The following is a 17,054-nucleotide window of genomic DNA, read 5'->3' on the forward strand; positions in this document are numbered from 1 at the left end:
CCGGAGCCGGAATGAAACAAAGCGACTTGAGCCGACGCAAGGATGACCATCTGGACATCGTCCTGGACCCCCGCAAGGCCGCGCGCCAGATGGATGCCGGCTGGGCGGCGGTGCGCTTCGAGCACTGCGCCCTGCCCGAACTGAACCTGGACGACATCGACCTGGGCAGCCAGTTGTTGGGTATCGCGCTGCGCGCGCCGCTGCTGATCAGCTCCATGACCGGCGGTGCCGAGCGCGCCGAGGCGATCAACCGGCACCTGGCCGAAGCCGCCGAGGTGCTGGGCATCGCCATGGGCGTGGGCTCGCAGAGGGTCAGCCTGCAGGGCGGCCACGCCCAGGGGCTGACTCTGTCGCTGCGGCGCCTGGCGCCCAGCATCCCGCTGCTGGCCAATATCGGCGGCGCGCAACTGCGCGAAGCGGGTGGTCAAGACCTGGCACGCCGCGCCGTGGATGCGCTGCAGGCCAATGGCCTTATCGTCCATCTCAATCCCTTGCAGGAGGCCGTGCAGCCTGAAGGGGACCGCAATTGGCAGGGCGTACTGGACAGCATTGCGGAACTCACCCGCCTGCTGCCGGTGCCGGTGATCGTCAAGGAAGTGGGCGCCGGACTGTCGGCGGCGGTCGCCCGCGCCTTGGTCGATGCGGGGGTGCAGGTGATCGACGTGGCGGGCGCGGGCGGCACCAGCTGGGCAGCAGTCGAGGCTGAACGGGCAGTGAGCGATGAAGACCGCGCGGTAGCCATGGCCTTTGCCGACTGGGGCATCCCGACCGCCAGCGCCGTGCAGGCGGTGCGCCGGGCGCTGCCGGACGTCACCCTGATTGCCTCGGGCGGTGTGCGCGACGGCGTCGATGCCGCCAAGGCGATCCGCCTGGGCGCCGACCTGGTCGGGCAGGCTGCCGGGGTGCTGGAGGTGGCGACGCAATCGACCGACGCGGTGATCGCCCATTTCGAGGTCATGCTGCGTCAACTGCGTATCGCGTGCTTCTGCACCGGCTCCCGCGACCTGGCGGCCCTGCGCCAGGCGCGGCTGTTACCGGAGCATGTCTGGGCATGAGCCATATCGGCGTCGTTGCCCCACCCTACTACAGCCATTTCCAGGCGCTGCAGGCGTTGACGGTCGAATTGGTGAAGCGAGGCCACCGGGTAACCTTTTTTCATCAGGCAGATGCGGCGCGCTGGCTGACCGATTCTCGCGTGGGTTTTCAGGCGGTAGGCGCCCATAGCCATCCGCCCGGCAGCCTCGAGACCGTCCTGCGCCAGGCAGCCAACCCGGGCAGCCCTTGGGGCTTGCGGCGTGTAATCGGGCAGATGGCGGCTACCACGGCGATGCTGTGCCGTGAGCTGCCGCCCGTATTCGCAGAGCAGGGCATCGACGTCCTGCTCTGCGATCAGATGGAGGGCGCGGGCGCCCTTGTCGCACAGAGCATGGGCCTGCCCTTCATCTCGGTCGCCTGCGCCTTGCCGATCAACCGCGAAGCTGGTCTGCCTTTGCCTGTGATGCCTTTTACCTATCGCGCCGACCTATGCAGCCAGCAGCTGTATCAAGGCAGCGCACGGGTGCACGACTGGCTGATGGCGCCGCTGGGCCGCGCACTGGACGATGCCGCCCGAGCGCTGAATGTGCCGCCGCCTGGCGCCTTGCATGAGTGCCTGTCGCCACTGGCACAGATCAGCCAGACGCTGCCGGGCTTCGATTTCCCACGGCGCGCACCTCCAGACCATTTTCACCCGGTAGGCCCCCTGCGCGGGCCTCGCAGCGAAAATGCCGGGCCATGGCCGATCGACCCCAAGCGGCCATTCATCTTCGCCAGCCTCGGCACGCTGCAAGGCGAGCGCATGGGTATGTTCGAACAGATCGCCGCGGCCTGCCGGAGTCTCGGCGCGCAGCTGCTTGTCGCCCATTGCGGCAAGCTCGGACCGGCCCAGGCGCGCCGCCTGGTTGAGCGCGGCGCAACCTGGGTGACAGACCTCGCGCCACAGCGGTGGGCCCTGGAACAGGCTGATGCGGTCGTCACCCATGGCGGCCTCAACACGGTGATGGACGCCATCGCCGCGCGCACCCCCATCCTGGTGATGCCCATTGCCTTTGACCAGCATGGGGTGGCAGCGCGGGTCAGCCATCACAAGCTTGGGGTGAAGCTGCACCGCTGGGCCCGGGCACCGCGCATAGCCGCGGAGCTGGAGGGATTGCTGAGGCACCGCGCGCCCGCCTTGGACGCGCTGGCTGCAGAACTGCAACAGGCCGGCGGTGCGCCGAAAGCGGCCTATATCGTCGAAGCTGCCCTTGGGAGAACAGGCCGATGAGCCACGACCTGATTCTGGCTGGCGGCGGCCTGGCCAATGGACTGATCGCCTGGCGCCTGCGCCAGCTGCGCCCCGAGCTGGACATCCTGTGCATCGAGGAGCAGTCCACACTGGGCGGCAACCACACCTGGTCGTTCCACGACGGCGACCTCAGCGCCGTACAGCACCGCTGGCTCGATCCACTGGTGGTCAAGCGCTGGCCCGGCTACCAGGTCCATTTCCCCGAGCGTTCCCGCACTCTGCACAGCGGCTACGCCAGCATCACCAGCGAACGCTTCGCCGAGGTCATCACCCCGGCCCTGGGCGAGAGCCTGCTGCTCAACCGGCAGATCGTTGCCCTGAGTCCGACCCAGGTCAGCCTGGACAATGGCGAGCGCCTGGCCGCCAGGGTCGTGATCGATGGCCGCGGCATGCGTCCCAGTCCCAGCATGATCCTCGGCCAGCAGGCCTTCCTTGGCCAGCAGCTGCGCCTTGAACAGCCCCACGGCCTGGCGGCTCCGGTCATCATGGACGCACGTGTGGAACAGGGCGACGGCTACCGGTTCGTCTACCTCCTGCCCTTCTCTGCCGACACCGTGCTGGTCGAGGACACGCATTACGTCGACCGGCAGCGGCTGACGCCTGGGCAACTGCGCGAGCATATCGATCTCTATGTGCGGCAGCGCGGCTGGTCGGTCGCCGAATGCCTGCGCGAAGAGCACGGCGTGCTGCCGATAACCCTCGCGGGCGATTTCGAGGCCTTCTGGGACGAAGGCGCCGGGCACCTGTCTTCAGGCCTGCGCGCGGGCCTGTGTCATTGCACCACGGGCTACTCGTTGCCCGAGGCCGTGCGCCTGGCCGACTGGCTGGCAGCCCGCCCGCTGGGCGATGCGCAGACCCTGGCCAGCGACCTGCGCCAGTACGCGCGCGGCCAATGGCAGGCCCAAGGTTTCTACCGCCTGCTCAACCGCATGCTGTTCCTGGCTGGCCGCCCGCAGGACCGCTGGCAGGTCATGCAGCGTTTCTACGGCCTGCCCGAAGCGCTGATCGAACGTTTCTACGCGGGCCACAGTACCTGGCGCGACCGCGCGCGCATCCTCACGGGCAAGCCGCCCGTCCCGGTGGGCGAGGCCGTCAAGGCGGCCATGCGTCATTCACCACGGCATTTCGAGACCCCGACATGAGTCAAGCAAAAACCGCAGTCGTCATCGGGGCCGGTTTCGGCGGCCTGGCCCTGGCCATCCGCCTGCAGACAGCTGGCATCCGCACCACCTTGCTGGAAAAACGCGACCAGCCCGGCGGGCGCGCCTATGTCTACCGTGACCAGGGCTTCACCTTCGACGCCGGCCCCACGGTGATCACCGATCCCAGCGCCATCGAGGCACTGTTCACCCAGAGCGGCAGGAAGATGGCCGACTATGTCGAGCTGCTACCGGTGGAGCCGTTCTACCGCTTGTGCTGGGAAGACGGCACGCAGTTCGACTATGCCAACGACCAGGCCGCGCTGGACCGGCAGATCCACGCGCTCAACCCGCGCGACGTGGCGGGTTACCAGCGCTTTCTCGCGTACTCCAGGGCGGTGTTCGAGGAAGGCTACGTCAAGCTTGGCGCGGTGCCCTTCCTGTCGTTTCGCGACATGCTCCAGGCCGGTCCCCAACTGGCGAAACTGCAAGCGTGGCGCAGCGTGTATTCGATGGTGTCGCGCTTCGTAGAGCACGACAAGCTGCGCCAGGCGTTCTCGTTCCACTCCTTGCTGGTCGGCGGCAACCCGTTCGCCACTTCGTCGATCTACAGCCTGATCCACGCCCTTGAGCGCCAGTGGGGCGTGTGGTTTCCCAGGGGTGGCACCGGCGCGCTGGTACAGGGCATGGTGCGGCTGTTCGAGGACCTTGGCGGGCGCCTGGAGCTCAACGCCGACGTTGCCTCCATCGACACCCAGGCGGGTCGTGTCACGGGCGTCCGGGCGCGCGATGGCCGCCACTGGCAGGCCGACAGCGTGGCCTCGAATGCCGACGTGGTGCACACCTATGCCGACCTGCTGGCCGGCGACCCTCGCGGCCGCCAGGAAGGACAGCGCCTGAAGGGCAAGCGCTTCAGCAACTCGCTGTTCGTCATCCATTTCGGCCTCAAGCGCCCGCAGCCGCAGTTGCAACACCACACCGTCTGCTTCGGTCCACGCTACCGCGCGCTGATCGACGAGATCTTCAACGGCCAGTCGCTGCCCGAGGATTTTTCCCTGTACCTGCATGCCCCGTGCGTGACCGACCCCAGCCTTGCGCCGCCCGGCTGCTCCAGCCATTACGTGCTGGCACCGGTCCCGCACCTGGGCAATGCGCCGATCGACTGGCAGGCCGAGGGTCCGGGCTACCGCGACCGCATCCTCGCCTACCTGGAGCGGCACTACATGCCTGGCCTGCGTGAGGACCTGGTGACCAGCCGGATTTTCACCCCGGGGGATTTCCGCGATGAGCTCAATGCCCACCTGGGCTCGGCGTTCTCCCTGGAGCCTGTGCTGCAGCAAAGTGCCTGGTTCCGCCCGCACAACCGCGACGCGCACCTGCCCAACCTCTACCTGGTCGGCGCGGGCACCCACCCGGGTGCGGGCGTACCGGGCGTGATCGGTTCGGCCAAGGCCACCGCCGGCCTGATGCTGGAGGACCTGCACGCATGAGCGCCGCCCTCGACGACAACGGATTGCTCGATCACGCCAACCAGAGCATCGCTGTCGGTTCCAAGAGCTTCGCCGCCGCCTCCCGGCTGTTCGACAGGCACACCCGTCGCTCGGCAGTGATGCTCTATGCCTGGTGCCGCCACTGCGACGACGTGATCGACGGCCAGCAGGCAGGGCACGATGCGGTGCCCGTCAGCCGTGCACAGGCCGAACAGTGCCTTGCGCAGCTGCAGGCCCAGACCCATGCGGTCTACCAGGGCCAGACCTTGAACGATCCGGCCTTTGCCGCCCTGCGGGACGTGGTGCGGCGCCACGACATACCGCGAGGCGAGGCGCTGGACCTGCTGCGCGGCTTTGAAATGGACGTGACCGAGTACCGCTACCGGACCTTCGACGACACCTTGCAGTACTGCTACCACGTGGCCGGCGTGGTGGGGCTGATGATGGCGCGGGTCATGGGCGCCAAGGATGCGATTACCCTGGACCGTGCCTGCGACCTGGGACTGGCCCTGCAGCTCACCAATATTGCCCGGGATATCGTCGAAGACGCCCGCGTCGGGCGCTGCTACCTGCCCGAGCGATGGCTGCTGGACCACGGCATTCCCGCGCAGCGCCTGGCCGATCCGGCCTACCGGGATGCGCTGGCCGGGCTAGCCCGCCACTTGATCGAGCAGGCAGAACCCTACTACCAGAGCGCCCAGGCCGGACTCGGCGCCCTGCCCTGGCGCTCTGCCTGGGCGGTGGCCACGGCGGCCACGGTCTATCGTCAGATCGGCGTGAAGGTACTGGCTGCGGGCAGCCAGGCATGGGATGGCCGGGTGTCGACCTCGAAGGGCGAAAAGATCGCGGCGGTGCTCACGGGCCTGTGGCGCGCACTCGGTTCGCGCTGGCGTCGCTGGCCGGATCGCCCTGAACACCTGTGGACCCGTCCGCGCCCGGCTTGCGCAGCGGCCCCTGATGCCGGGCGCGCAGCTGCGCCCGCAGCCGATCGATAGGCGGGGCATACAGGAAGCCGAAGGACACGCAACGCTCCTTGCCTTCCACCGCATGGTGCATCAAGTGCGCCTGATACAAGCGCTTCAGGTAGCCGCGACGCGGCACCACGCGCCATGGCCAGCGATGGTGCACCAGCCCGTCATGCACGACGAAGTACAGCAGACCATAGGCGGTCATACCGGCACCGATCCACTCCAGCGGGTGCAGACCGCTGGTGCCCAGCGCGATAAGCACGATGGCCAGCCCTGCGAACACCGCGGCATACAGGTCGTTTTTCTCGAACCAGCCTGTCCGGGGTTCATGGTGCGAGCGGTGCCAGCCCCAGCCCCAGCCATGCATGACGTGCTTGTGCGCAAGGTAGGCAACCGCTTCCATGGCGGCCAGGGTGATCAGGAAGACAAGGGTGTTTGCGAGCATGGCCGGTCCTGACTGCTGAAAGAGATCATGTGTGCTCTGAGGGCGAGCGAGGCCCGATCGTTCAGTGTGTCGCGCCACTATCGGCCCTGGCATTGACCCAGCGCAACAGCCAGTTGGCGGGCCAGCCTCAGGCCAACAGGCTCAAGGTCTTGATCAGTGCAAGATGCACGGGATAGAACCCGTAGCCCCAACGGCCCACCGGCCAGATCGGCGGCAGCGTTCCCAGGCGCAGCATGCCCAGCCCGAACGGCACGGCGGCCAGGGCGGTGGCCATGACCAGCAACACGAAAGGCTCCAGGAGATGGGCGAGCAGCCAACTGTTGTTCAAGTTCGCGGCCACCGCGAGCAGGCCCGGCAGTATCCACCACACCCCGCCCCTGGCGATCGGTACAAGCAACGCAGCTGGCAGCAGCACGCCCGCCAGGCCGTACATCAAGCTGTCGTTGCCCAGGGCCGAAACGAACACCGCGACCAGCGCCAGCACGCCGCCCAGGCGCGTGCGATGGTGCACGCCCCAGGCGACCAGCAGCCCAAGGGCCAGGGTCGGCATCACGTTGAGAGTCACCGAGCCGTTGTCGAGCCAGCGGTAGGGTGCTTCGGAGAGTAGCGAGAACAGCACCAGCCAACCCAGGTAGCGGCCGTTGCGCGGGGTGAACAGCGTTCCGGCCTGCGTGCGCGCGACATTGGCGGCAAGTGCCAGGCAGAACCAGGGAAACGCCAGGCGACCGACCACGAACAGCCACTCGGCCTGGGGCCACAGGTAGCGCAGGTGGTCGGCGATCATGCTGATGATCGCCAGCCACTTGAGCAGGTCCAGGCCGGGATTGCGCGCAGTCACTGGCCGTGCGCTTCGGCGCCCAGGTATTGCCGGGTCCAGCGGGCCAGCGGCAGAGGTGGCTGCTGCTCGACGATACGGCGCCAGATCAGTGCCATGTCCTGGGCGTTGAACATCGAGCCTGGACCGGCGCCTCGCCACATCGACGGCGTGACCGGTGCCCAGCGGCCTTGATCATCCCGCGCGGCCATCTTGAAGCGGAAAGTGTAGTTGCCAGGGTTGCCCATGCGCAGGTCGGTCACTACCAGCGCATCGCCGACGATGTCGTAGCGCAGCCAGTCGCCGGTGAACCAGCGCAACCGCTCGTGCAGCGGAGCATCGTCGAGAACACCGCGCGCGTCGAGGTTCAGCGGCTGGCGCAGCCACTCGGGCGTCTCACTGTCGAACAGGCTGCTGATGCCCTCGTAGTACTGGCCGTCCGGAGTCTTGGCGATCACTCGCCAGACCAAGCTGTTGAAGGCGATCGGCACGGCGCGCACATCGGTGACGGCGATGCCCTGCTGGTCCAGCGCCGCGTGGAAGCGCTGCTCGGCCATCACCCGCCCGCCCAGGCCGAAACCCAGGTAGGCCGTGCTGCACGCCAGCGCCGCGAGCAGCACCGGCACGCCGCGCCCCGCAAAGCCCTTGACCGCTGCAAAGATCACCGCCGCCAGAAGAGGCACGGTGTAGACCGGATCGATGATGAACACCGCTGCCCAGCTCTCCGGGATCGAGTGGATCGGCCAGAACAGCTGGGTGCCGTAGACCGTGAAGGCGTCCAGCACCGGGTGGGTGATCAGCACCAGCCAGAACGCCAGAAACAACCTGGGCCCGCTGTAGCCTTTGTCGGGCCAGCGCCTGCGTGCCACGCTGGCGACCAGCCAGGCCAGCAGCAGGGCCAAGCCAGTGAGCACGAAGAGCGAGTGGGAAAAGCCCCGGTGGAAGGTCATCTGCGAGACCGGGTCGGCGTAGCGGATCACCACGTCCAGGTCGGGCACCGTGGCCAGCGCCGCGCCGTAGAACAGCGAGCGCCGGCCCTGTACCCGTCCCAACACCGTGCCCTGCAAGGCGGCGCCCAATACGGCCTGCGTCAATGAGTCCAAAATGCGATCCCCTGCTGGTGTAGTCAGGGAAACGTATCACAGGGTCGGACCCACCTACACCTTACTGCAGCGCCCGGGGGCGGGCGCTGCGCTGCTCGGCGGCATCGTCCTGGGCAGCCTGGAGCTGGAAATCGAAGTTCAACCGCGCATAGCGCTGGCCGTTGTCTTCATGGAACTTGATTTCACCGACCAGGCCGTCGCGTGTGGCATAGGCGAAGTCATCCCACAGGTACTTTTCCCCCGACAGGTTGATCTGGGTGGTCAGGTGCCGATGCCCTGGCGCGCTGATGAAGAAGTGCACATGTGCCGGGCGCTGGCCATGACGGCCAAGCTGGTCGAGGCATTCCTGGGTCGGGCCCTGCGGATCACAGCCATAGCCGGACGGCACGATAGTGCGGGCGCGGTAGCGGCCTTCGGCGTCGGTGATGATGCGCCGGCGCAGGTTGTACTCGGACTGGCTGGGGTCGAAGAACGAATAAGTGCCCTTGGTGTTGGCATGCCACAGGTCCACCGTGGCACCCGCCAGGGGCTGGCCCTGGAGATCGAGCACCTGGCCTTCGAGGAACATCAGGGTCGCGACGCCCTCCTCGCTGCCGTCGTCCATGCGCACTTCACCTTCGGCCAGCGGCGCACCGGCCACGTACAGCGGACCTTCGATGGTGCGGGGAGTCCCGCCAGACAGCCCGGCCTCGGCATCCTTGGCATCCTGCAGCAGGTCGAGGAAATGCTCGACGCCAAGCCCCGCCACCAGCAGCCCGGCTTCGCCACGGCCGCCCAGGCGATTGAGGTAGTCCACCGCGCACCAGAACTCGTCCTCGCTGATGTCGAGGTCTTCGATCAGCCGCGCGGTGTCTTGCAGCACCCGCAGGACGATGCGCTTGAGACGTGGATTGCCGTTGTCGTTGCCAATCCCGGCGGCCTCTTCGAAGAACGCCTGCAGGTCAGCGGTGTGGGAGATTTTCACGGTCATGGGTGTGTACCTTCTGTTGTTCTTGTAGTGGCGCGGATCAGCGGTCGTCAGCGTGGATCGACGATGGGTGGCGGCAGAGCCCGTCGATCTCGATGTCCATGTACGAGAACAACGGCAGCTGCATCAGGGTGTCGTGCAGCGCCTCGACGCTGGGCACGTCGAACACGCTGTAGTTGGCGTAGTGCCCGGCGATGCGCCACAGGTGGCGCCAGGTGCCCTCGCGTTGCAGACGCTGGGCGAGTTCCTTTTCGTCGGCCTTGAGCTGCGCGGCCTTGGCCGGGTCCATGTCGATCGGCAGTTTCACGGTCATCTTCACGTGGAAAAGCATGGTGTCTCTCCTTGCGGCAAGTCGGGGTCAGCGGCGGGCGAAGCGGGCCAGGCGCGCTTCGTCCAGGGCCAGGCCAATGCCTGGGGTGTTCGGTACGTGTAGCTGGAAGTCGCGGTACTCGGGGCCTTGGGTGACGATCTCTTCGGTCAGCAACAGCGGGCCGAACAGCTCGGTGCCCCAGGTGAGCTGCTTGAGCGTGACAAAGGCGTGGGCCGAGGCCAGCGTACCGACCGCGCCCTCGAGCATGGTCCCGCCGTACAGGGCGACGCCCGCAGCCTCGGCGATCTGCGCCGTGCGCAGCACCGCGCGCGGGCCGCCGTTCTTCGCGATCTTGAGGGCAAACACGCTGGCGGCGCCGTCGGCGGCCAGGCTGAAAGCGTCCTCGACGCTTTCGATCGATTCGTCGGCCATGATCGGCGCCAGGCTGCGCTGGTTGAGCCGTACCTGGCCGCCACGGTTGACGCGCGAGATCGGCTGTTCGATCAGGTCGATGCCGTTGTCGCCGAGTACCTGGCAGCCACGGATGGCCTGGGATTCATCCCAGTACTGGTTGACGTCGACGCGCACACTGGCCTGGTCGCCCAGGGCCTTCTTGATCGCCACCACGTGGCGCAGGTCCTGCTCCAGCGGGTTGGCGCCGATCTTCAGTTTGAAAATGCGGTGGCGCCGGGCCTCGAGCATCTGCTCGGCTTCGGCGATGTCGCGGGCAGTGTCGCCGCTGGCCAGGGTCCATGCCACTTCCAGGCTGTCACGCACACGCCCGCCGAGCAGTTCGCTGACCGCCAGGCCGAGGCGCTTGCCCTGGGCGTCGAGCAACGCCGTCTCGATGCCGGACTTGGCGAAAGTGTTGCCCTTGGCGATCTTGTCCAGCTTCTGCATGGCGGCATTGATGTTGGCGGCCGGCATTCCGACCAGCGCCGGCGCCAGGTGCGCGTCGATGTTGGCCTTGATGCTCTCGGGGCTTTCATAGCCGTAGGCCAGCCCGCCGATGGTGGTGGACTCGCCGATACCCTCGACGCCATCGCTGCACCTGAGGCGCAGGATGACCAGGGTCTGCTGCTGCATGGTGTGCATGGCCAGCTTGTGAGGCCGGATAGTCGGCAGATCGACGATGATGGCCTCGATCCGTTCGATCACTGCGTGTGTCATGGGAATACTCCGTTCAATCGGTTCGGGCGGGTCAGCCCAGGTCGCCGCCGCCCACGGGCAGCGTCACGCCAGTGATATAGGAAGCCTCGTCCGAGGCCAGGAAAAGGATCGCGCCGACCTGTTCGTCGATGGTGCCGTAGCGTTTCATCAGGCTGCTGTCGAGCGTCTGGTCGACGATCTGCTGGTACCACGCCTGCTCGTCGGCAGTCGGCGCTGCGCTATTGCGCGGGATGCGCCGGGGCGGTGCCTCGGTGCCGCCGGGTGCGGTGGCGTTAACGCGCACGCCGCGCCCGGCTGTTTCAAAGGCGAGGCAGGCGGTCAGTGCGTTGACGCCACCCTTCGCCGCGCCGTAGGGCACGCGGTTGACGCCGCGGGTAGCGATGGAGGAGACGTTGACGATGGCGCCGCTGCCCTGCTCGAGCATGTACGGCAGCGCGGCATGGCAGCACCACAGGGTCGGGAACAGCGAGCGGCGCACTTCGGATTCGATCTGCGCGGCCTCGTAGTGCTCGAAAGGCTTGGCCCAGATGGTCCCGCCCACATTGTTGACGAGGATGTCCAGGCGGCCGAACGTATCGACGGCCGCCGCCATGACCCGTGCGCAATCCGCGTGCTGCTCGAGGTCGGCGGTCAGCGCGAGCACGCCCTCGCCTTCCAGTTCGAAGACCAGCTCGGAGCGGTCTACCGCCACCACCCGCGCGCCTTCGGCCAACAGCCGCTCGCACACACGGCGGCCGATGCCCTGGGCCGCGCCGGTGACCAGGGCGATTTTGTTGTGGAATCTGTGGTTCATGATTGCTACTCCCGTTTCCACTGTTTGCACCACTGCGACTGGGCCACCCCTGTGGGAGCGGCCTTGTGCCGCGATCGGGCCCGCAGGGGCCGTGAACCTCCCGCCCCGTGAACCCTGAGACCGCAATTGCCAGACCTGCGGCCCCTACGGGCCCGATCGCGGCACAAGGCCGCTCCCACAGGATCAGGGTTCGATGGGGTGGCGCTTGAAAGAGGCTCAGGCCGCCGCGGCGAACTTCTCGAAATAGAAATTCGCGGGGGTAATCCCCTGCTCGCGGATGTACTGGCTCACCGCCTCGACCATCGGCGGCGGGCCGCACAGGTACACATCGACATCACCGCCATTGAGGTGGCGCGGCTCGATGTGCTGGGTCACGTAGCCTTTCTGCGGATACTGGCTTTCAGGGCTGGCGACGCAGGCGCTGAAACTGAAGTTGGCGATGCGCGCCGCGAAATCCTGCAGGCGATCGAGCTCGACCAGATCGAAATCGTGGGTCACCCCGTAGATCAGGTGCACGGGGTGTGCGCTGCCCTGCTCGGCAATACGCTCGAGCATCGCAGTGAACGGCGCCAGGCCCGTGCCACCGGCCAGCAGCAGCAATGGCCGCTGGATGTCGCGCAGGTAGAAGCTGCCCAAGGGCCCCGCCAGGGTCATGCTGTCGCCTGCCTTGGCAAGCCCCGTGAGGAAGCTGCTCATCAGCCCGCCGGGCACATTGCGGATCAGGAAACTCACCTCGCCTTCTTTCTGCAGCGAGCTGAAGGAGTAGGCGCGGCTCTGTTCGCTACCAGGCACCTGCAGGTTGACATACTGCCCCGGCAAGAACGCCAGGCGGCTCAAGGCCTCGCCCTTGATCGACAACGCAATGGTGCTTTCGGACAGCTGGCGGACGTCGCTGATGGCAGCCTCGTAGCTGGCCTGCTCGGTCTTGCACACCTGCGACGACGCCGGGATGCGCACCACGCAATCGCTCAGCGCGCGCATCTGGCAGGTCAGCACGTAGCCCTCGGCGATTTCTTCCTCGTTGAGCGCGTCTTCGATGAAGTTGTCTCCCAGCTCGTATCGACCGGCCTCGGCCTGGCACTTGCAGGTGCCACAGGCGCCGTCGCGGCAGTCCAGCGGGATGTTGATGCCCTGGCGGTAGGCCGCGTCGGCGACAGTCTCGGCCCCGGTGGCTTCGATGAAGCGGGTGACCCCGTCTTCGAAATTCAGTGCGATGTTGTAGTTCATGGTGCACCTCGCAGGCGAACGCCCTGGCGCTCGCCTATCGGACGATTCAGATGTGGTAGATGTCGATGACCTGACGGACGTAGTCGTTTTTCAGCACCACCTTCTTGGCCAGGATCAGCGGCTGCTCGCCGCGTACATCGAGGGTGTAGAAACTGGTGCCGAAATAACTGTCGGTGGTCTTGTAGCGAAAGCTCAGGGTGTGCCAGTTGAAGCGTACCTGGCACTGCCCTTCGCTCTGCCCGACGATCTCGATGTTGCTGAGGTTGTGCGAGGTGCGGGTGTCGGGAATGGTCGCGCTCGAACGTTCGGTCTTGATCCGGAACACGCGGTCTTCAAGACCGCCACGGTTGCCGTACCAGATCAGCGAAATCTCGCTTTGCGGGTCCTCGGTGAGCTGGTCGTTATCGTCCCACGACGGCATCCAGAACGTTGCGTTGGGCGCGTACAGCTCAAGCCACTCGTCCCATTGGGCATCGTCCAGGCAGCGGGCTTCGCGGTAGAGAAAATTGCGCACGGTCTCGAAAAGGCTCATGGCACGGTCTCCACCGGGATCAGCGCTGGCTCGGGCTCGAGGGCCTTGAGCATGGTGTCCTGCCAGTACTTGTGCTGCAGCACGAACAGGCCCTCGTCCTCGGTGCGCACGCCGGACAGCAGCGGCTTGAGGGCGATTTCCCGCGCAGCTTCGTCCGCACCGTCGACCCAATGGGTCGCGCCACGTGACATGTCGTTCCAGCCGGCGCCTGCGCCGTAACCGGTCTGGCACGAGCGGAACTCTTCCAGGTCATCCGGCGTCGCCATGCCGCTGACGTTGAAGAAGTCCTCGTACTGACGAATGCGGCTGGTACGCGCCTCGGCGCTTTCGCCCTTCGGCGCGATGCAGTAGATGGTGATCTCGGTCTTGTTCACCGAGATTGGCCGCGCGATGCGGATCTGCGAGCTGAACTGGTCCATCAGGTAGACGTTGGGGTACAGGCACAGGTTGCGCGAGTTCTGGATCATCCAGTCGGCGCGGGCCTGGCCATGGTCACGGGCAAGCTCGTCACGGCGCTCGAAGGCCGGACGGTCCTCCGGGTTCGCCCAGCGGGTCCAGAGCAGCAGGTGGCCGTGCTCGAACGAGTAGAAGCCGCCGCCCTGCTTGGCCCAGGCGCCAGCGCTCATGGTCTTGATCTCGTCGCCCGCTTCGCGCTGCTTGCGCTGGCTCTGCGTGGCGGCGTAGTTCCAGTGCACGGAGCTCACGTGGTAGCCGTCGGCGCCGTTTTCGGCGGCCAGCTTCCAGTTGCCTTCGAAGACGTAGGAGCTTGAACCGCGCAGTACTTCCAGCCCCTCGGACGACTGGTCGACAATCATGTCGATGATCTTCGCCGACTCGCCCAGGTGCTCGACCAGCGGCAGCACATCGGCGTTCAGGCTGCCGAACAGGAAGCCCCGGTAGGATTCGAAGCGCGCGACCTTGGTCAGATCGTGGGAGCCTTCACAGTTGAAGCTAGCCGGATAGCCGGCCTCGCTCGGGTCCTTGACCTTGAGCAGCTTGCCGCTGTTGTTGAAGGTCCAGCCATGGAACGGGCAGGTGTAGCTTGAGCGGTTGCCGGTCTTGTGACGGCACAGCATCGCGCCACGGTGGCTGCAGGCATTGAGAAAGGCATTGAGGACACCATCCTTGTTGCGCGCGATGAAGATCGGCTGGCGCCCGATGGTGGTGGTGAGAAAGTCGTTCTTCTCGGGGATCTGGCTTTCGTGGGCCAGGTAGATCCAGTTGCCCTCGAAGATGTGCTTCATTTCCAGTTCGAACAATCGAGGATCAGTGAACATCTCCCGTTTGCAGCGGTAGACGCCCTTTTCCCTATCGTCTTCGAGCATGGTATTCAGGTAGTCGATTCCCAGGGACATGGCCAGGACTCCGTTTGTTATTGTTTCAGGCCAGGTCAGGTTAGGGCGATGGGTGAGGCGGCAATATCCAGTTTGTGCAGATCGCTATCCGTTTTGTGCACGGGGTGTGATTTTTGACATCCTCCCCCGCCTAAAGGCAGGGAATTCCTACAGTGCCACACGAGGATCCTCGCGTAGTCGCTTCGGTGGGTTCCTGCTTCATCGAGCAGCCTGACTGCACCGTCTCTCCACGGGCTGCAACGCGGTGTCCCCGCGCCAATATGTTGATCGCGCCGACCACATCGGCGTTTTCCTCGAGGCCGCAGGCCCTGGCCAGCGGCGCAAGATGGCTGCCGTCGCTCATTGTGGCGAAGCGGACAATGCCGACGTCGATGCCGATGGCGCTGGTGGCCTGCGGCACGGGGTGTTCGACTTCGCGCTGGGTCTGGATGCTCACACACCATTTGCCCGTGTTCAGGCTGACGGTGACGTTCCTGACCGCGCCCAGCACCTCGCGGCTGTTGCGGTAGCGCAGCCAGCCCAGCTTGGGCAAGAAAATGCGGCTATTGGCCTGATCGAGCTTGATCTGCTTCGGATCGGGATAGCGGAAGCTGTCGGATTGGCCTTTCTTCTTGAAGCGCGGGAAGGCTGCGCGCTTGGCGAAGAAACTGGCAGTTGCAGGTGGCGCACTGTGGTCGCCCTCCTACCTTGCCGGTAGCTGCGGCGGCGCTCCCCTCGAAATCATCCGCCAGTACATCGAGCAGCAGCAAACGCCGCATTGATTTCCACCGCCGCAAAGGACGGGGCTTGACGCGCACCGGGTCAACATGGGCATGGGCAGAAGGCAATCCTTGCCGCCTTCCACCCATGAGGCGAGCGAGGCCTAGCGAACGGGCCCCGTCATCATCCCGTGCGTCACATCCTCGACCAGTGCCTTGGCCATTCCGCTAAGATAATGCGCACCCCAGACCATCTGGCCGTTGCCATCGACTCCGGCGTCCAGCGTCATCTTGTACACGCAGTCCAACAGCACCGACGCCTGTTCCAGCGCATATTCCGCGTCGTGCCCCGGCTGGACCTTGAACAACCGGTCCGCGATCGTGCCGCCGACGCCTTCCCCGAAGGTACCGACGCCAGAAGTCTTCAGCTCTTTAGGTTTCATGTTGCTACTCATACATAACCTCCAGACGTGCGCAGCTGAGCTGGCGCACGCATCCCTCTGTAGGAGCGGGCTTGTCGGAACGCCGAACCGCCGCGATAAACCCAACTCGGACTCGGATCAGTGCACAGCCCGCACCCGACTCAGCGCCATCTCGACCAACGTGTGAGCATTTTCAATCTCATGCATCGCAGCCAAGGTCATTACCTGTCCAGCAGGTTTGGGTTGGAGCAGCACCGTCTGCTGCGCGATGGTCAAGGCGCAGACCAGGTATTCCGAGGTCTGAAGAAGCAGGGCTTCTATGGAGGGAGGTGTATCGGTTGTTTCTGGTGGATCTGGGACGATCTTCAGCATGGCGTAGCTCTCGTATGTTCAAGGTGGAGCCGCCACAAGCCTGCTGTCAAACAGAAAGGTGGCAGCTGTACGCGGGTTGACAGACCGGGGAACAAACGAGAAAAGACCGGCGCACCGAAGTGCCCCACGCACAGCCGCCATAACACGGTCGCGCATGCGTTTGGTTCCTATCGGTCTGTCAAAACCGAGTCGTTGTGTTTTCAACGACCGGCCGAGACTAGACCCGTAACAAGACCACCGCAAGCGCCTGAAGGCGATAGCAGGATAATTCGGAAATGTCCTACACGATATAGGCAAAGTCTGATGTTTTACCGTGTTTTAAGAGGAAAAAGCCTGCTCCCGCTCTGCGGATTACACATCGTGTGTGAGGGCGTGCCTTGTACCGCGACGGGAGACTCTGTGAGGGAACGCGTTATGGAGCCCTTTTCATCACCCCATTCAAGATCCCTGCTTCAGGGCATATTCCGCATTGTGCCCCGGCGTAACTTTTAACAATCGGTCAGCTATTTTTCCGCCGACGCCCTCGCCAAAGGCGTGGCCTTGCCATGCTGAGATGAGTAGGGATGCATTTTCCGATTCTGCCTCTTGTCACTGGTAGCTGTGGTTGAAGCCAGCCGCTCGCGACTGATCGCTGTCGATCATAGCGCCCCTCAGGATGTGCAACTGATGGCCAGCAGAGGTCATCGAGCACCTTGGAGATTTAAGACGCTTCAGGCTGCCACAAGCTTGTGATAGCAAAAGCGAGTCGGTATCGGAGGCGCGGATCACAGTCTGACCTCGGCCGCTTGTGGCCATTGAACGGGCATCTGGATCGGTAAGCGAGATTTGCTGATCGGGACTGGTTGAAGCTGCGCCTCGATGTCCTTGAGTTTTTGCATCTGCTGTTTCAGCTTTTCGACTTTGTCTTTCAATCGCTCAGTCTT

Annotated in this window: 17 protein-coding genes and 3 pseudogenes; 6 read left to right on the top strand and 14 right to left on the bottom strand. The window is 65.2% G+C overall.

Features of this window, described 5'->3' with window-relative positions:
- The first annotated feature begins 11 nt into the window (after window positions 1–11).
- The 5 genes and pseudogenes from fni to AC0ZZU_RS06950 all read left to right on the top strand — a co-directional run.
- Complete coding sequence (gene fni / locus AC0ZZU_RS06930) at window positions 12–1,055, top strand: type 2 isopentenyl-diphosphate Delta-isomerase (RefSeq protein WP_476339775.1); 1,044 nt, start codon at window positions 12–14, stop codon at window positions 1,053–1,055.
- On the top strand, window positions 1,052–2,305 hold the full coding sequence (locus tag AC0ZZU_RS06935; protein ID WP_476339776.1) for a glycosyltransferase: 1,254 nt from the start codon (window positions 1,052–1,054) through the stop codon (window positions 2,303–2,305). Before fni ends, AC0ZZU_RS06935 begins: the two co-directional genes overlap by 4 nt.
- Complete coding sequence (gene crtY, locus AC0ZZU_RS06940) at window positions 2,302–3,468, top strand: lycopene beta-cyclase CrtY (protein WP_476339777.1); 1,167 nt, start codon at window positions 2,302–2,304, stop codon at window positions 3,466–3,468. The genes AC0ZZU_RS06935 and crtY overlap by 4 nt, the downstream gene beginning before the upstream one ends.
- Window positions 3,465–4,955 (top strand): phytoene desaturase, encoded by a 1,491-nt coding sequence (locus AC0ZZU_RS06945; protein ID WP_476339778.1) that lies wholly within the window; start codon window positions 3,465–3,467, stop codon window positions 4,953–4,955. Before crtY ends, AC0ZZU_RS06945 begins: the two co-directional genes overlap by 4 nt.
- Window positions 4,952–5,890 (top strand): annotated as a pseudogene (locus AC0ZZU_RS06950) (phytoene/squalene synthase family protein); the annotation flags it as partial. The gene AC0ZZU_RS06945 and the pseudogene AC0ZZU_RS06950, both read left to right, overlap by 4 nt.
- Here AC0ZZU_RS06950 and AC0ZZU_RS06955 read toward each other — a convergent pair.
- The 11 genes from AC0ZZU_RS06955 to AC0ZZU_RS07005 all read right to left on the bottom strand — a co-directional run bounded on the left by AC0ZZU_RS06955 (window position 5,811) and on the right by AC0ZZU_RS07005 (window position 15,171).
- Window positions 5,811–6,368 (bottom strand): sterol desaturase family protein, encoded by a 558-nt coding sequence (locus AC0ZZU_RS06955; protein ID WP_476339779.1) that lies wholly within the window; start codon window positions 6,366–6,368, stop codon window positions 5,811–5,813. The pseudogene AC0ZZU_RS06950 and the gene AC0ZZU_RS06955 overlap by 80 nt on opposite strands.
- 127 nt (window positions 6,369–6,495) lie before the next feature.
- A complete protein-coding gene (locus tag AC0ZZU_RS06960; protein WP_476339780.1) occupies window positions 6,496–7,206 on the bottom strand; it encodes a TraX family protein in 711 nt (236 codons plus the stop codon).
- On the bottom strand, window positions 7,203–8,285 hold the full coding sequence (locus AC0ZZU_RS06965; protein WP_476339781.1) for a metal-dependent hydrolase: 1,083 nt from the start codon (window positions 8,283–8,285) through the stop codon (window positions 7,203–7,205). The genes AC0ZZU_RS06960 and AC0ZZU_RS06965 overlap by 4 nt, the downstream gene beginning before the upstream one ends.
- 61 nt (window positions 8,286–8,346) lie before the next feature.
- Complete coding sequence (gene catA, locus AC0ZZU_RS06970; protein ID WP_476339782.1) at window positions 8,347–9,255, bottom strand: catechol 1,2-dioxygenase; 909 nt, start codon at window positions 9,253–9,255, stop codon at window positions 8,347–8,349.
- Between the two features lie 37 nt (window positions 9,256–9,292).
- The gene (catC, locus tag AC0ZZU_RS06975; protein ID WP_476339783.1) at window positions 9,293–9,583 is read right to left on the bottom strand and encodes a muconolactone Delta-isomerase; all 291 of its coding nucleotides are present in this window, start codon (window positions 9,581–9,583) and stop codon (window positions 9,293–9,295) included.
- A 27-nt stretch (window positions 9,584–9,610) separates the two neighbouring features.
- Window positions 9,611–10,732, bottom strand: coding sequence for a muconate cycloisomerase family protein (locus tag AC0ZZU_RS06980; RefSeq protein ID WP_476339784.1), 1,122 nt, complete (start codon window positions 10,730–10,732; stop codon window positions 9,611–9,613).
- Window positions 10,733–10,763: 31 nt separating this feature from the next.
- The gene (locus tag AC0ZZU_RS06985; RefSeq protein ID WP_476339785.1) at window positions 10,764–11,525 is read right to left on the bottom strand and encodes a 1,6-dihydroxycyclohexa-2,4-diene-1-carboxylate dehydrogenase; all 762 of its coding nucleotides are present in this window, start codon (window positions 11,523–11,525) and stop codon (window positions 10,764–10,766) included.
- Window positions 11,526–11,741: 216 nt separating this feature from the next.
- Window positions 11,742–12,752: a benzoate 1,2-dioxygenase electron transfer component BenC gene (benC, locus tag AC0ZZU_RS06990; RefSeq protein WP_476339786.1), complete on the bottom strand. Its 1,011-nt coding sequence runs from the start codon at window positions 12,750–12,752 to the stop codon at window positions 11,742–11,744.
- A 46-nt stretch (window positions 12,753–12,798) separates the two neighbouring features.
- On the bottom strand, window positions 12,799–13,284 hold the full coding sequence (gene benB, locus AC0ZZU_RS06995; RefSeq protein WP_476339787.1) for a benzoate 1,2-dioxygenase small subunit: 486 nt from the start codon (window positions 13,282–13,284) through the stop codon (window positions 12,799–12,801).
- Window positions 13,281–14,639, bottom strand: a complete 1,359-nt coding sequence (gene benA / locus AC0ZZU_RS07000; protein ID WP_476339788.1) for a benzoate 1,2-dioxygenase large subunit — start codon at window positions 14,637–14,639, stop codon at window positions 13,281–13,283. Before benA ends, benB begins: the two co-directional genes overlap by 4 nt.
- A 130-nt stretch (window positions 14,640–14,769) precedes the next feature.
- A complete protein-coding gene (locus AC0ZZU_RS07005) occupies window positions 14,770–15,171 on the bottom strand; it encodes a hypothetical protein (protein ID WP_476339789.1) in 402 nt (133 codons plus the stop codon).
- Between the two features lie 130 nt (window positions 15,172–15,301).
- On the opposite strand from AC0ZZU_RS07005, the pseudogene AC0ZZU_RS07010 reads away from it, so the two are divergent.
- A pseudogene (locus AC0ZZU_RS07010) lies at window positions 15,302–15,400 on the top strand (transposase); the annotation flags it as partial.
- Between the two features lie 101 nt (window positions 15,401–15,501).
- Here AC0ZZU_RS07010 and AC0ZZU_RS07015 read toward each other — a convergent pair.
- The 3 genes and pseudogenes from AC0ZZU_RS07015 to AC0ZZU_RS07025 all read right to left on the bottom strand — a co-directional run.
- Window positions 15,502–15,792 (bottom strand): DUF3077 domain-containing protein, encoded by a 291-nt coding sequence (locus tag AC0ZZU_RS07015; RefSeq protein WP_476339790.1) that lies wholly within the window; start codon window positions 15,790–15,792, stop codon window positions 15,502–15,504.
- Between the two features lie 105 nt (window positions 15,793–15,897).
- The gene (locus AC0ZZU_RS07020) at window positions 15,898–16,131 is read right to left on the bottom strand and encodes a hypothetical protein (protein ID WP_476339791.1); all 234 of its coding nucleotides are present in this window, start codon (window positions 16,129–16,131) and stop codon (window positions 15,898–15,900) included.
- Between the two features lie 762 nt (window positions 16,132–16,893).
- Window positions 16,894–17,054: pseudogene (locus AC0ZZU_RS07025) on the bottom strand (IS5/IS1182 family transposase); the annotation flags it as partial.

Source organism: Pseudomonas sp. JE3303 (assembly GCF_056312565.1).

Coding starts and splice junctions, on each gene's coding strand:
- fni (WP_476339775.1), top strand. CDS start 12: ATGAAACAAAGCGACTTGAGCCGACGCAAGGATGACCATCTGGACATC.
- AC0ZZU_RS06935 (WP_476339776.1), top strand. CDS start 1,052: ATGAGCCATATCGGCGTCGTTGCCCCACCCTACTACAGCCATTTCCAG.
- crtY (WP_476339777.1), top strand. CDS start 2,302: ATGAGCCACGACCTGATTCTGGCTGGCGGCGGCCTGGCCAATGGACTG.
- AC0ZZU_RS06945 (WP_476339778.1), top strand. CDS start 3,465: ATGAGTCAAGCAAAAACCGCAGTCGTCATCGGGGCCGGTTTCGGCGGC.
- AC0ZZU_RS06955 (WP_476339779.1), bottom strand. CDS start 6,368: ATGCTCGCAAACACCCTTGTCTTCCTGATCACCCTGGCCGCCATGGAA.
- catA (WP_476339782.1), bottom strand. CDS start 9,255: ATGACCGTGAAAATCTCCCACACCGCTGACCTGCAGGCGTTCTTCGAA.
- catC (WP_476339783.1), bottom strand. CDS start 9,583: ATGCTTTTCCACGTGAAGATGACCGTGAAACTGCCGATCGACATGGAC.
- AC0ZZU_RS06980 (WP_476339784.1), bottom strand. CDS start 10,732: ATGACACACGCAGTGATCGAACGGATCGAGGCCATCATCGTCGATCTG.
- AC0ZZU_RS06985 (WP_476339785.1), bottom strand. CDS start 11,525: ATGAACCACAGATTCCACAACAAAATCGCCCTGGTCACCGGCGCGGCC.
- benC (WP_476339786.1), bottom strand. CDS start 12,752: ATGAACTACAACATCGCACTGAATTTCGAAGACGGGGTCACCCGCTTC.
- benB (WP_476339787.1), bottom strand. CDS start 13,284: ATGAGCCTTTTCGAGACCGTGCGCAATTTTCTCTACCGCGAAGCCCGC.
- benA (WP_476339788.1), bottom strand. CDS start 14,639: ATGTCCCTGGGAATCGACTACCTGAATACCATGCTCGAAGACGATAGG.
- AC0ZZU_RS07015 (WP_476339790.1), bottom strand. CDS start 15,792: ATGAGTAGCAACATGAAACCTAAAGAGCTGAAGACTTCTGGCGTCGGT.
- AC0ZZU_RS07020 (WP_476339791.1), bottom strand. CDS start 16,131: ATGCTGAAGATCGTCCCAGATCCACCAGAAACAACCGATACACCTCCC.